The sequence below is a fragment of the Variovorax sp. ISS6 genome (genome assembly GCF_056523145.1).
The window spans coordinates 2,794,227-2,807,500 of record NZ_JAWRZC010000001.1 but is presented as its reverse complement, the minus strand read 5'-3'; the positions used below and the strand labels follow the sequence as shown (position 1 = coordinate 2,807,500).

General features: G+C 61.2%; 11 protein-coding genes. 1 reads left to right on the top strand and 10 read right to left on the bottom strand.

The window, feature by feature from the left end; genetic code table 11:
* Positions 1-335: 335 nt before the first annotated feature.
* The gene (locus AC1HIL_RS12785; protein ID WP_057597336.1) at positions 336-1,250 is read right to left on the bottom strand and encodes a LysR family transcriptional regulator; all 915 of its coding nucleotides are present in this window, start codon (positions 1,248-1,250) and stop codon (positions 336-338) included.
* Positions 1,251-1,622: 372 nt separating this feature from the next.
* Entirely contained in the window at positions 1,623-2,942 is a 1,320-nt protein-coding gene (locus AC1HIL_RS12780; protein WP_082321782.1) for a branched-chain amino acid ABC transporter substrate-binding protein, read from the bottom strand.
* A 107-nt stretch (positions 2,943-3,049) separates the two neighbouring features.
* Here AC1HIL_RS12780 and AC1HIL_RS12775 point away from each other — a divergent pair, with 107 nt between their 5' ends.
* Positions 3,050-4,066, top strand: a complete 1,017-nt coding sequence (locus tag AC1HIL_RS12775) for a LysR family transcriptional regulator (protein WP_082321781.1) — start codon at positions 3,050-3,052, stop codon at positions 4,064-4,066.
* 41 nt (positions 4,067-4,107) lie between these two features.
* Here AC1HIL_RS12775 and kce read toward each other — a convergent pair whose 3' ends face one another.
* The 8 genes from kce to AC1HIL_RS12735 form a co-directional block, all read right to left on the bottom strand.
* Positions 4,108-5,049 (bottom strand): 3,5-dioxohexanoate:acetyl-CoA acetone transferase, encoded by a 942-nt coding sequence (kce, locus tag AC1HIL_RS12770; RefSeq protein ID WP_057597333.1) that lies wholly within the window; start codon positions 5,047-5,049, stop codon positions 4,108-4,110.
* The gene (gene surE, locus AC1HIL_RS12765) at positions 5,046-5,837 is read right to left on the bottom strand and encodes a 5'/3'-nucleotidase SurE (RefSeq protein ID WP_057598469.1); all 792 of its coding nucleotides are present in this window, start codon (positions 5,835-5,837) and stop codon (positions 5,046-5,048) included. Before surE ends, kce begins: the two co-directional genes overlap by 4 nt.
* On the bottom strand, positions 5,834-7,297 hold the full coding sequence (locus AC1HIL_RS12760; protein ID WP_057597331.1) for a pyruvate carboxylase: 1,464 nt from the start codon (positions 7,295-7,297) through the stop codon (positions 5,834-5,836). The genes surE and AC1HIL_RS12760 overlap by 4 nt, the downstream gene beginning before the upstream one ends.
* 10 nt (positions 7,298-7,307) lie before the next feature.
* Positions 7,308-8,672 carry an acetyl-CoA carboxylase biotin carboxylase subunit gene (locus tag AC1HIL_RS12755; protein ID WP_064264932.1) on the bottom strand — a complete coding sequence of 455 codons (1,365 nt, stop codon included), beginning with the start codon at positions 8,670-8,672 and terminating at the stop codon, positions 7,308-7,310.
* 14 nt (positions 8,673-8,686) lie between these two features.
* A complete protein-coding gene (locus tag AC1HIL_RS12750) occupies positions 8,687-9,229 on the bottom strand; it encodes an acetyl-CoA carboxylase biotin carboxyl carrier protein (RefSeq protein WP_171023872.1) in 543 nt (180 codons plus the stop codon).
* A gap of 82 nt (positions 9,230-9,311) precedes the next feature.
* Positions 9,312-11,069: a pyruvate, phosphate dikinase gene (locus AC1HIL_RS12745; protein WP_057597330.1), complete on the bottom strand. Its 1,758-nt coding sequence runs from the start codon at positions 11,067-11,069 to the stop codon at positions 9,312-9,314.
* Positions 11,070-11,072: 3 nt separating this feature from the next.
* Entirely contained in the window at positions 11,073-11,678 is a 606-nt protein-coding gene (locus AC1HIL_RS12740) for a hypothetical protein (RefSeq protein WP_057597329.1), read from the bottom strand.
* 4 nt (positions 11,679-11,682) lie between these two features.
* Positions 11,683-13,245 carry a hypothetical protein gene (locus tag AC1HIL_RS12735; protein WP_057597328.1) on the bottom strand — a complete coding sequence of 521 codons (1,563 nt, stop codon included), beginning with the start codon at positions 13,243-13,245 and terminating at the stop codon, positions 11,683-11,685.
* Positions 13,246-13,274: the final 29 nt, after the last annotated feature.

The following is a 13,274-nucleotide window of genomic DNA, read 5'->3' as shown; positions in this document are numbered from 1 at the left end:
GCTCCTTCCGACGCATCCAGCGCTCGTTCTGCGCAGGCGTGCCCCCGTGGCACGCATCGCACGAGTCTGGAATCAAGCGCCCGCGCGACCCACCCATCGGGGCGCAGCGCAGCGCACGCTGTTCGGAAGTCGCCACCGAAGGGCGAGGCCAGAGCCGCGAACGGCGTGGCGTCAGTTCATGTTGTTGTGATGCTCCCGCTGGCCACTGCATTCCGCGGGCTTGTCTCTGCGGCAAGGATCAACAGCAGCGCCCACGATGTCCATGGCCGTATCTGCCGCAGGCTGTGGCGCAGGCCCGCGTGCTGCGGGCCATGCCAGCGTGTCGCCGGCTGAGGCTATGCCGGGTTTTGCCCTGCCTTCACGTGCGCGATGAACCGCCGAAGTGCCAACGGCAGAGGCTTCTTCGCCCGTCGGTACAGCACGAAGGTCGTCAGCGAAGCCGACTCGTCGCGCAGCGGGATGGACACGATGTCCGGCCGGCTCACGGTGAGCATGTGGCCTTCGTCGGCCAGGCCAATGCCATCCCCGCTGCCGATGCGGGTGATGAAGCCCGCCAGGCTGGCGGCCTGGCAGGCGATGGCAGGTTTCGCGCCGTCACGGCGGACCAGCGCGTCGATCTGCCGGTGCACGCCCGGCTTGTAGTACGGGTCGCAGACCACCAGCGGATGCTCGATCACCTGGGGCAGCGTCAACTCCGAATGGACCGCCAGCGCATGCCCGGTCGGCACCAGCACCACCAGCGGATAAGACCACACGGACTCCTGCGCCAGACCGCGCTCCTGGTCCACGCCGAAGGAAAAGCCCACGTCCAGTTCCCACCGGCGCAGGCCGGCCGCCAGCTCGCTGGCGCGCACCTCGCTGATCACCAGGCCCGTGCGGGGCTCCATCGCACGCCACTGCGCCAGGCGCTGCGATAGCAGCGGCTGCACCAGTCCGTCGGCGATGCCCACGCGCAGCGGCAGGCTCTGCCGCTCATCTGTTTCCTGCGCGATGCGCAGCGCATGCTCGAAGTTCAGCAGCAGCTCGTCGCTGTGCTCGCTCAGCGCCTCGCCGGCCGGCGTCAGTCGCATGCCGCTGGGCGTGCGCTCGAACAGCGCCACGTCCAGCTTCTCCTCGAATTCGCGGATGGAGCGCGCCAGCGCCGAAGGGTCGATGCCCAGTTCGTCCGCTGCGCGGTGCACGTTCTGCGTGGCAGCCACGGCGCGGAAGTGCGACAGGTCGCGCAGCGTGATGGTATGGGCCAGCTTCAAGCCGCCAAGGAATGGAGAGATCGGATCGCGTCGTCGCTGTGGCGGTGGTTGATCCATCGTGCTCGAATGACTCCAATCAGTGAGTGGCTCAGAAGCCGTGTACTCCCCACATTCTTGTCTTTCTGGCCAAAAGTCACCGTTAAGTTCTGGGTCAGCAAAGGCCGCCTTCCGTTGGACCAAGCAACTTCGCGAGGCAATGAGTTCTGCGATCATTGGCTGCGCTCTATGCGGTCTCCGGCTGGCTACTGTTTCTGCAATGTTCTGAATCTCACACGACCTTCCCGCTCAAGCGCAGCCAGGTCTAACCACCCCCTGAAGTCGACCATTTCCGAGCGGTGGGTGTTCGGACCGCCAGCGGCTGTCACTGCTCGTTTAAGGCCTTGCCATCCGACAGTAGTGCGGCATCTCCGCCAGCGCCGGCGCGATGTCCTTGATCACGCGAAAGCCATAGCCCGAGCCTTCGACGTCGAAAGGCACGCCGGGCGTGCCCTGGCGGTCCATCACGCCCACCACCAGCGACTGTTGGAACTGGTGGTCGGCGGCCCGCATGTGGCCGCTGCGGCCCGCCAGGCTCACGCGCGCCTGCTCCAGTTTGCGGGCCACCGCCACAGCCTCGGTGCTGCGTGCTTCGGCCACCGCCCGGGCCAGCGCCTCGATCAGCAGTTGCATGCGCATGTGCACATAGTCTTCAGCCGGGTTCGGGAAGCGTGCGCGAAAGGCGCGGTAGAACTCGGCGGACTCCGGCGTGGGCACGTTGGGCAACCAGTCGGCCACGGCAATCACCTTGCCGACGCCCGCCTCGCCCAGCGCCGCAGGAGCGCCCAGCGCATTGCCGTAGAAGGTATAAAATTTACCGTCGAAGCCGACCTCGCGCGCGGCCTTCACCAACAGCGTGAGGTCGTTGCCCCAGTTGCCCGTGATCACGGCCTGCGCGCCGCTGGCCTTGATCTTCACCGCATAGGGCGCGAAGTCCTTCACGCGGCCCATGGGGTGTAGTTCCTCCCCCACGATGCGCACGTCGGGCCGCCGCAGGCCCAACTGCCGCTTCGTTTCGCGCAGCACGGCCTGGCCGAAGCTGTAGTCCTGGCCGATCAGGTAGGCCGCCTGCACCTCTCGGTCGTCCCTGAGCACATCCATCAGCGCCGTCACGCGCATGTCGGCATGGGCATCGAAGCGGAAGTGCCAGAAGCTGCAGCGCTCATTGGTCAGCACCGGATCCACGGCCGAGTAGTTGAGGTACAGCGCCTGGCGCGAGCCGTTGCGCTCGTTGTGCTTGGCCAGGCCATCGAGCAGGGCCGCGGCCGTGGCCGAGGAATTGCCCTGCAGTACGGCCAGCGCGCCGCCGTCCAGCGCCGCGCGCATGGCCGACAGCGCCTCGTCGTTCTGGCCCTTGCTGTCGTAGCGCTCCAGTTGCAGCGGCCGCGCGCCGCCGGGCAGGGCAATGCCGCCGCGCGCATTGACGCGCTCCACCGCCCACAGCAGGTTGCGGAAGACCGCCTCGCCCGTGTTGGCGAACGGGCCGCTGAGGCTTTCGACCAGCGCTAGACGGATGGGATCATTCGCTTGTGCAGAAAGCGCCAGGGCAGAACGGCCACAAAGAAGCGCTCCGGCGGCCCACAGTACACTTCGGCGCTGCACAGCCACTGGCGGCTCCGGCGCGGAAGGCGTATTCAAACTGGGACTAGCCTGCATAGATGACCTTCCAAACTGTTCGATAAACTGCGGCCGTACAGGCGCTGAGCTGATCTCTCCGACGAGCATCTCTTAGCCGGCTTCCACTTACGTGCCAGCTCAAAGAAATGAATTCTGGAGAAAGCGATCCCCCCCCTAAAGAGCGCGGCTCCAGCACGCGCAGCAAACGCAGTGCCCTCGGCGAACGAGTTGCTCAACACCTCATCGACAGCCGGCGGCTGTTCTACTTTTCTCAAGTGGCGAAGATGGGCAGCTTCACTGCGGCTGAAGCTGCCCTGGATCTTGCGCAGTCCACATTGAGCCGTCAGATTCAGTTGCTCGAGGAGGAGCTGGGCGCCCCCTTGCTGCTTAGGGAAAGCCGTGGCGTCACGCTTACCCACGCAGGCGAACTTCTGCTCGCGCAAGCTGAACGGATCATTCGGGAGATGGAAAGCGCGCGTGAACAGATCACCATGGCCCGGGGCGGTGTGCGTGGCCGAGTCACGATCGCCGCTCCGCGCCCGTTCTCCAGCCGCTACTTCCCAAAGGTGATCCAGCAGTTCTCGCAGAAGTACCCCAACACAAAGCTCACTGTGCTTGAGGCTTCGAGTGGACATGTGCATCAGTATCTGGCCGACGCAGCCGTAGATCTTGCGGTGGTGCTGCACAACCCGAACTCGCAGAAGATCGCGACGCGAAAAATCGTTACTGAGCACCTCTATCTCACGATGCGTCATGATCATGCGCTTGCTGGCGAAGCGTTGATCGAACGCGGGCGACTGCAAGCTATTTCTGATCTTCTGCTTCCTGCTGCAGTGCATGGCACTCGGTTCGTCATTGAGAGATACCTGCAAGACGGCAACATTGAAATTGAACCCATGATTAGGATGGACAGTGTGTCTCTGATGAGGACGATGATCTCTCAGGGGCTGGGTTGCGCGATCCTGCCAAACATGGCTTGCACGAGACAACTCGACTCGGGAGAGTTCGTCGCAAAGCCGCTTAAGCCAGCGTTGAGTCGCACGCTCTACCTTGCGCGGCTAAGGGAAAGGAATCAGACGCCGGAAGCGAAGGCCATGGAGGACGAAATCGTTCGCGCCGTCGAGACTGACACAGGCGCTGAATGGGAGACCCAAGACGACTAGACAATTTGCGGCTACGAGCAACCAAGCGTCTGGCACCTCGTTCAAAAGCCCACATTGCTTCGTCCTTTGAGCTGAAGCATCTTGCGGACATCTGCTGGTGTGGCGACCTCTACACCAAGCTCGTCCAGCAGGTGCTTGATCTTTCTCACCTGCTGCGCGTTGGACTCCGCCAAGGTACGCCGTGCAATGAATAGACTATCTTCAAGGCCGACTCGGACGCTGCCGCCCATGGTGGCACTTTGGGTCGCGAAGGGAATCTGATGTCGCCCCGCCGCCATCACTGAGAATACATAGTCGCTGCCGAACAGCTTGTCAGCAGTGTCTTTCATGTGAGTGAGGTGCGATGCGTCGGCGCCGATACCGCCTCTGACACCGAAGATCATTTGCACGAAGAACGGGGGTTTCGCGATCTGTCGCTGCGCAAAGTCCGCCAGCGCGTAGAGATGCCCGACGTCGTAGCATTCGAATTCGAACCGAGCCCCATGCTGATGTCCCAGCAAACGAATGATCTTCTCGATGTCCCTGAACGTGTTGCAGAAGATCACGTCGTCGCTCCCCTCGACGTAATCTTTTTCCCAGCCATGCTTCCATGAGTCGTACTTCTGCGCCATCTGCGAGAACACGAAATTCATGGACCCAAGGTTGAGTGAGCACAGTTCCGGCTTCACGCGCAACGGTGCTGCGAGTCGGTCTTCCAAAGTCATGCGCGTACTGCCGCCGGTCGTGATATTGATCACAGCGTCTGAACGAGCGTGAATTTCGGGCAGAAACTGCATGAATACATCCGGGTCAGGGGTCGGCCGACCGTCGACCGGATTGCGGGCATGCAAATGGATGACTGCGGCACCCGCTTCGGCGGCTTCCAGACTGGACGCCACAATTTCCTGCGGGGTGACAGGCAGAGCCGCTGACATTGACGGGGTATGCACGGCGCCCGTCACGGCGCAGGTGATGATGGCCTTGGGCCGAGATGGCTTGCTCATGATTTAAAGAAATGCTCGAGTTGGTCCAACATGTAATCGTCGGTCGGGTCTCTGCGCAGAGGAGTTACCGAGATCGCGCGTTTTCGCACAGACGCGAGGTCTGTGCCTGGCGTGGCCTCGACTTCGTGGGCATAGTCCACACCCACCCAGTAGTAAGGGATGTTGCGCCCATCCTTGCCCGCGATCGGAAAGAACGGGCGCCGAACTCGGCGTCCGACGGGCACCATTTCAATGCCCGTGATCTCTCCACCGGGAACGGCTGGAAAGTTCACGTTGAACACCAAGCCCTCTCGCCATGGCGCTGCCAGCAACTTGGTGAGAACCTCCTCAATGTGCTTTTCTGCCACGTCAAAACTGGGCATCTGGCCTAGCTCGCGCACCTGACTGAACGCAATCGCGGGAATGCCGAATTGGGACGCCTCCATGGCCGCACCAGAGGTGCCCGAATAGGCCAGATCGTCAGCCAAGTTCTCGCCGTGGTTGACACCGGACAACACCAGCGTGGGTGGCCCGTCCTTGAGCAACTCGCGAATTGCGAGCATGACGCAGTCCGCGGGCGAGCCTTTCACTGCGAATCGATTGGGTTCGATCTGACGAACACGCAACGGGACCGACAGCGAAATCGACTGGCCTGCGCCCGAGCGCTCTTCGTCGGGCGCGACGACGATGACTTCGCCACCGAAAGTACGCGCCGCACGTTCAAGCAAGGCAATCCCTCGAGATTGCACTCCATCGTCGTTGACGATCAGGATGCGTCGCGTCAGCGCAGTCAGTTGATCGGCGCTCATGCTTTTGCTCCGAAAAGTTCGAGCTCGACCTCACCCATGCGAATTTGGGCGCTGGGCAGCTTCGTGGTCCGGATGAGACGCGCCACTTCCTCCAGCTCCGGACTGGAGAACATTGGGTAGTCCCGACGCAGCGGACCCGCTGCACGCATCCGCTCGAGATCGGCCTCCGGAACCAGTGCCCGCAGTAGCAGTTCGTCGTCGTCCTCTGTGCCATGCCGCTTGCGCAGCTCTTGAATCGTGGGCTGCTCCGGCGGATTCGCCACCACGTGTTTGGCACGCGCGTTGGACATGATCATGTCGAGGACGTTGGGCTCGATAGGTGCAACCATCTCCCCGTAATGCCCCGCGGCATACGCAATGACCTCATCCGAAACGATCGAATAGCGCTTACCGGTCACGATGTTCAGCACTGCCTGGATGCCCACGATCTGGCTGAACGGTGTGGCCATGCCTGGGTAGGCCAGCTCACGGCGCACAATAGCGGTCTCGCGGAGCACTTCGTCCAGCCGGTGCTCCATGCGGTGAGTGGCCAGGTTGGCCTTCAACGTGCCAACCATCCCACCCGGGATCTGGTGCTTGACGGCAAGCACGTCGTACTCGTTGTTCTGGTTGATCAAATACCCTGCGGCGCGTCCCACGCGTTCGAAGTGCTTCGCCACAGGGTCAAGCAGGTCCAGGTTCAAGTCATGGGTGTGGCCCATGACTTCTAGGTTGTGCGCAAACATCTGCACGGAGGGCACGGCTGGACCGTTCGCCAGAGGCCGCGAGGACGTATGGAGAATAGTTACGCCGAGATCCACGGCGTCGAGATAGGCCTTGCCGGACTGGCCAAGGATGTTGTTTGCATGCAGTTCGATGGGCTTGCCGCGCGACACAGCCAAAATCGCAGGAATCAGCGTACTGAGCCGTTCCTTCTCCAGTACACCGGCCGTATCGTAGATCAGGATCGAATCAATGTCGTCGGAAGCGGCAAGCTTCTGCGCCTTGTCGGCGTAGTAGGCATCGGTGTGCACGGGTGACAGCGTGAACATCAAAGCGCCTGCGCACGTGGACCCGAACTCCTTGGCCACCTTCGCGAGCCTCAGCATCTTGTCGATGTTGAAAAGCACGTCATAGACCCAGAAGCTGCGAAGGCCATGGGCATTTAACTGACGCATCCACGCATCCATCAGAGCGTCAGGCGTGATGGAGAAGGTCACGGCGGCGTTAGAGCGCATGCCTGCGCGCTTGGGGGTGCGCGGCATCGCTTCCACCAGCGCATCCAGGCCCTCCCAAGGATTCTCTTGGCAACTGCGAACGAGCACTTCGAACAGAGACGAAGCGGTCGTGTCAATCACGCAATAGCCTGTCTTGTCGATGATCGGCGCGACGGGCAAGGCCATCCCCGCCTTCATTCGCATACCCCAGAGAGCTTGCTGGCCGTCACGGATAGTGGTGTCGAGAATTTGAATGTGTGCCATGGCTAGTAGATCAGTTCGCTTGAAGAAATTGAGGCATCAGGACCCGCTCGGCCCAGCGGGTGTCGAAGTCGTTCGAAAGCACGTCCCCATGGGCAGACAGGAAGCAAAGCAAGTCGAGATTGCTACGAATGCCTGCGACCTTGGCTGCATTGAGCACGGAGTTAATCTTGTTCAGTGCCGCTCCACGGTCTGAACCGTGAACCAGCAGCTTTCCGATCATGCTGTCGTAGTAAGGAGGAATCAGCGTGCCCACTCGCATGGCGCTGTCCAGTCGCACACCCGCATCGCCGAGATCGAACTGCCATTCGCTCAGGCGCCCCGGGCATGGGAGGAAGTCGCGCTTCGGGTCCTCGGCGAGAATTCGCAGCTCGATGGCGTGTCCGTTGAATTGGATGTCAGACTGCTTGAGCGGCAGCTTCCCCTCGGAAGCCACGCGAAGCTGCAACTGCACCAGATCGACACCGCAAAGCATTTCCGAGACCGGATGCTCCACTTGAATTCGTGCATTGACTTCCATGAAATAGAACTCATCGCGATCCGGGTCGAAAAGAAACTCGACAGTACCGGCGTTGCGATAGTTCAGCGGCTTCAACAGATCGATCGCCGCTTGGTGCACTCGCTTGCGCGTCGCATCGGAAAGAGCAATGGCCGGTGCCTCCTCCATCATCTTCTGGTAGCGCCGCTGCAAAGTGCAGTCTCGCTCCCCGAAGTGGAGAATTTCTCCTGAGCCATCGCCCATGACCTGCACCTCGACGTGTCGGGCTCGCTCCACAAACCGCTCAAGGTATAGCGTCCCGTCGCCGAAAGCTTCGAGTGCCTCCTGGGACGACCGGTCGAACGATTCCTGCAGGTCTGCGGCGCTTCGCGCCACGCGCATGCCGCGTCCGCCACCTCCGGCAGACGCCTTGGTGATGACCGGGTAGCCAATCTGCGCAGCGATGGCGAGCGCCTCGTCGGTTGAGGAAACCTTTCCGGTCCCAGTGACCATCGGAATGCCCGCAGCGGAAGCTAGCCGCCTTGCCGCAAGCTTGTCGCCCACTGCCTCGATGGTCTCTGAGCGAGGACCCACGAAGATGATTCCTTCTTCTTCACAGAGCTTGGCAAAGGATGCCCGCTCCGAAAGGAAGCCGTAGCCGGGGTGGAGGGCGTCGCAGCCACTGGCCTTCGCAGCGTGAACGAGACCTGCACTGTTGAGGTAGGACTGGCGGGCAGGCGCTGGGCCCACAACGACGACCATGTCGGCCTCTTCAGCTGCCAGACTCTCGCGATCTGCCGCGGAAACCGCGAGTACGGACTCGACTCCCAGCGAGCGAGCAGCGCGCACCGCACGCAAAGCGATCTCGCCGCGATTGGCAATGAATAGTCGATGGATCACAGCTGGTCAGCCTGTCAGGCATCGACTTCAATCAAGAACAGCGGCTGGTCGAACTCGACCAGTGCCCCGTCTGTCACATAGACCTCGCGCACGACGCCTTGCACGCCGGCGATCAAAGGCGTGAAGAGCTTCATCACCTCGATCAGACAGACTTCGGTATCACCGGATACCCGGCCGCCGACTTCGACGTAGCTGGGAGCACCTGGTTTCGGTGACCTGTAGAAGGTGCCGAGGTTGGCGGCGCGCACGAACACATGACCGGCCGGAGGCTGCGAACTCACCGCAAGTTGTTTGCCTGCTGCTTCCGCCTTTTCGCCCTTGGGCACAGTGGCAGGAGCAGGCGCGAGCTGCGATGAGACAGGAGCAGAAGGTGGAGCAACGACGACTGCCGCGCTTGCTTCGTGCGCACCCGAGCGGCGAGCCCACGACTGTGCACCTGTGGCGTTCTTGGACAATTGCAGCTCGAAACTTCCCGCTGCGATGCGCATATCTTGCGCGGAGCTTCGCTCGAACGCCTCTACGAGTGCTGCGACGTCTTGGGGCTTGATGGTTAACACAGATATTCCTTGATAATGGTGAAGAGAACAGCTGTCCTTCCGCGCCGTCAAGGGCGGATAGCCAGCCTGGTTTGAAGCGAGCTCACCGCGCGTTGGCGGCAGCGAGCAGTGGCGGTAGCACGGGGTCCGCGACGATGAACTCGAGTCCATGCCGCAAGGCGGCCTGGACACCAGCGTCGGTAGCAATCGCGCCACCCTTGGCCCCTTTGAAGGTCCCTGTCGGCAGAATTCGTGCGAGCGCACGGTCGATCGTGGCCGCATCACAGCCTTCTTCGTCGACGCCCAAATCCAGGACCGACAACTGCGCCACCTCGGCCGGCCGCACCACACGCAGCGCAGCACGTTCCTTTGCCCAGGACAACAGGCGCCCAAGAACAGGATCACGAGACTCATCGGGCCGCTCGACCGGCAACTCGCGATCGAAGACAAACCCGCCTTGGCCGTCCACGGTCACCGTGGACCCAGCCAGCGCTGAGAGTGCACCCGCGCCGCAACCCACGACACAGGGAACGCCCAATGCCCGGCTGACCACCGCGGCATGAGAAGTGCTACCTCCCTCTTCAGTGATGACGGCTGCCGCACCGATCATTCCATGGAGATCATTGGGGCTGGTGTTCGGCCGGGCAAGAACCACGCGCTCGCCCCGACGAATCCGCGCTTCAGCCTCATCAGAATCTGTGACAACCAAGCCGATGCCTACGCCTGGGCACGCGCCTTCACCACGGGCCACCGGAGCCAGCTCAGCAGTGACACTTTCACTCAGAGTAGGAGCGAGCAGCTGACGAAGGCGATCAGACGAGATCCTCTTCAGCGCCGCTTCCGGAGAGATGCGCCCTTCATCCACTAGGTCCACACTGGTGCGCGCAGCTGCCAGCGGAGCCAGTTTGGCCGAGCGTGACTGCAGGATGAAGAGTTGGCCATCTTCCACTGTGAACTCGATGTCTTGAACCTCGGCGCCGGCGTCCTCAAGTGCGCGGGACGCTTGAAGAAGCCCTTGATGTGCCTCAGGTAGGGACTGGCGCATCGCGTCCAGCGGTTGGGGCGTGAAGCGGCCCGAAACCACGTCTTCACCCTGCGCCTTCAGCAAGAACTCACCGAAAGGCTCCGGGGAGCCTGACAACGGGTTGCGGCTGAAGAGCACCCCGGTGCCGGACCTTTCATTGAGATTTCCGAACACCATGGCCTGGACGGTGACTGCCGTCCCCAGGTCGTGCGGAATGCCATGATGCTCTCGGTAACGCTTGGCACGGCGCGAGTTCCACGACTGAAAAACGGCTTCCACTGCGGCGTGGAGCTGTTCGTACGGATCGGTTGGCATCGGATGACCGTCGCGCGCCAAGGCTGCTCGGATCGTGTCAGCGGTTGATGCAGCTTCCTCATCAACGTCCACCTTCAGCACGATGCTCGCAAAGAGCTGAAGAAAACGCCGATGCGTGTCTTCCGCGAACTCTGCATCACCACACTCCAGCGCCAGGGCAGCTTTGGTCTCGTCGTTGATGCCCAGGTTAAGGACGGTATCCATCATTCCCGGCATCGAGACAGCGGCGCCGGAGCGTACGGAAAGCAACAAGGGCCTATTGCCGCCGCCAAATGTGCGCCGGCTCTGTGCCTCCAGATGGCGAACTCCCGATTCAATGTCTCCAAGGAGCGACGGCCAAAGTTCCCCCTCTTTCTCATAGCGCGCATTCGAAATCGTCGTGATCACAAAAGCCGGTGGCACCCGCAAGCCCAGACTCATCATGTTGGCAATGGACCAAGCCTTGCCACCTATCAGTGACCGGTCCGGCACGCACTCACCAGTCAAGAGAAGCGTGGAGGTCGTTTCCTTCGAACTAAGCATTGCCTATTCCTTACGCTGTTCACCCAGCAGGCAGAGCAGGTCTTCGTGCAGTTCGAACCAGACAGTGTGATAACTCTCGGTCTTCGCATCGCTGACCCACGCGATATCACCGTCTTCAGCCTTGTCCAGCGCCTCCTCTAGCTTCTGCAGGTAAATCCCCATTCGAGGAAGTACCGCAGTAAGCGCGTTCAGCGCCTTTTCCGCGTTGACGTGTAGCTTGGCCAGACGCTTGAGGATCTGCTCGTCGTACCCCTCATCACTGTGGTCGTTTGGCACCAGCTTCCCGCCGACCTTGAGGGTCTGCCAATCGGTGATGAGCGCCTTCAGATCGATGTTCACTTTTTCGAAAGCCAGGTGGGCTTCCCTGAACTCCTGGCTGCTTCTCAGCGATGAGTAGAAGCGGCCGTAGTTCGAGCGAAGCGATACGCGTGCGGTAGGTGAGACGGCATATTTGCCGCCAACATCCATCACGGTTCCCTTCGCCGCCCCCTCCTCCAGGATCGCCTTCACACGCTCTTCAGGCAGACCAAGCAGCGATGCGATCGCGTCGGGCAAGGCGTACTTCTTAATGGCTAGTCCGTGAAGGACCAGATGCTGTTCTGCGTTCATGTACTTACCTGTCGGCGAGTGCGTTGATGTCTGAGCGCGCGAGGCCAGCGCCCTTTCCTTTCAGTTTGCGCGAACTTTGCTGCTCTAGCTTGTAGAGCTCGTCCGCTAGCGGGGTGTCGTAGTGATACTTGACCCACGTGTCGTCCAGGTGCCGGTAAGGCTCTGTGCACAGCTTTGGCACGAACTGTTTGCAGCGCTGATTGAGCTCTTCAAGAGTCATGTCGCCCTGGGTCGTGCGGTACTTGTCGACCTTCTCAGGAAGGTAGGTCACACCCGGGTAAATTCGATCGCCCACGCTGGGCACGCACTCCTCGTCGAAGCTTGCAGCGGCAGAAATCGGCGAGTACGTACGCTTGGGCAGGTTGGAGTGCTGCATCATCACGTAAGGGCTGACCTGGTGGCTGGGGCACGAAAGCGGCACGAACAGTGCGCCGAGGATCTGATTGCCATACTCGTCGTTGAGCAGCGGGCGGAATCGGTCAGCGCGTTCGTCGATCTTGTTCCAGTCGTCGGCCTCATAGCAGCCGGCGACGTGGGCGAAGTCCTTGATGATGTTGTAATACGTCAGTGCGCCCGCATCCATCAACTGTTCGCGGTGATAGCTGGCGAGGCGCTTCCAGAGCTTCGCGGTGGTGTCCTTGAAGATTTCCGTCAGGTTCTGCAGGGTCTTGGTTAGCTCTTCCTTGCTTCCCATGCCCACCGGAATCTGCGTCTCAGACAGCTCATCGGAGGTATACAGGCCCACCCCGCAAAGATTGTCGGCCTTGTACTCCGGCTTGGACTCGAAGCTACCCCAGTCGTCAACGATGTAGAAGTGGGTATCCTTCACAGCTGTCGTTACCGTCAAACGTGAGTACGGCACATCTGCGGCGATTCCGTCGAGCCAGGGCATGTCGCCTTCGGCCAGGTCGAAGAAATCTCGCACAAGCATTTCACGGCCCTCGCCCAAGTTGTAGGGTCCGTGATTGGTCATGCAAACGCGGCTTTCGCAGGCCACGAGGACGGCGTACTGGGACAGGGCTGCGAGGAACTGGTCGGTGGCGGTATGCAACTCGTCACCTGCGGTGCAGGGATGGAGGTCTGCGTGATAAACCTGGATCCGTCGCTCAGGAAGGATCTGCGAGCGGTGCCCTGCCTCCTTGCAGGTCAGGTGGCCATCTTCGCGGCGCCGCGCGAGTTGGAAGCGGCGCCAGAAGCTGAGCACATAAGCGAGATCCTCGGCTGCATCGTGAGGCCGGATAACACCCATGTTGATCAGCATCTCGCGGCCTAGCAGATAGAAGTTGATCATGCACCAGTTGATTCCCATCGACTCCAGCTTGGTGGTGCAGTTCCGGATGCGATCGGCAATGTCTTCCGGCGACATGTGCTTTTCGATCTTGCGCAGCAATGCCGGGTAGCGATAGAACGCGTTCAGGTATCCCAGCATGACATACGCGGACACGGGGAAGAACTTGGACTCCTGCACCGTGCGCGTCACGCCGAGGAAGTACGTCTCTTCCCCTGCAGCTCGCATGATGTTGTTGGTTTCGAGAATCTGGGTGTAGTTGAGGTTCGGGCGCGGCATGACTTCTCCTGCTTTGGGTGGTAGTCGAC

Coding starts and splice junctions, on each gene's coding strand:
- AC1HIL_RS12780 (WP_082321782.1), bottom strand. CDS start 2,942: ATGCAGGCTAGTCCCAGTTTGAATACGCCTTCCGCGCCGGAGCCGCCA.
- AC1HIL_RS12775 (WP_082321781.1), top strand. CDS start 3,050: ATGAATTCTGGAGAAAGCGATCCCCCCCCTAAAGAGCGCGGCTCCAGC.
- kce (WP_057597333.1), bottom strand. CDS start 5,049: ATGAGCAAGCCATCTCGGCCCAAGGCCATCATCACCTGCGCCGTGACG.
- surE (WP_057598469.1), bottom strand. CDS start 5,837: ATGAGCGCCGATCAACTGACTGCGCTGACGCGACGCATCCTGATCGTC.
- AC1HIL_RS12760 (WP_057597331.1), bottom strand. CDS start 7,297: ATGGCACACATTCAAATTCTCGACACCACTATCCGTGACGGCCAGCAA.
- AC1HIL_RS12745 (WP_057597330.1), bottom strand. CDS start 11,069: ATGCTTAGTTCGAAGGAAACGACCTCCACGCTTCTCTTGACTGGTGAG.
- AC1HIL_RS12740 (WP_057597329.1), bottom strand. CDS start 11,678: ATGAACGCAGAACAGCATCTGGTCCTTCACGGACTAGCCATTAAGAAG.
- AC1HIL_RS12735 (WP_057597328.1), bottom strand. CDS start 13,245: ATGCCGCGCCCGAACCTCAACTACACCCAGATTCTCGAAACCAACAAC.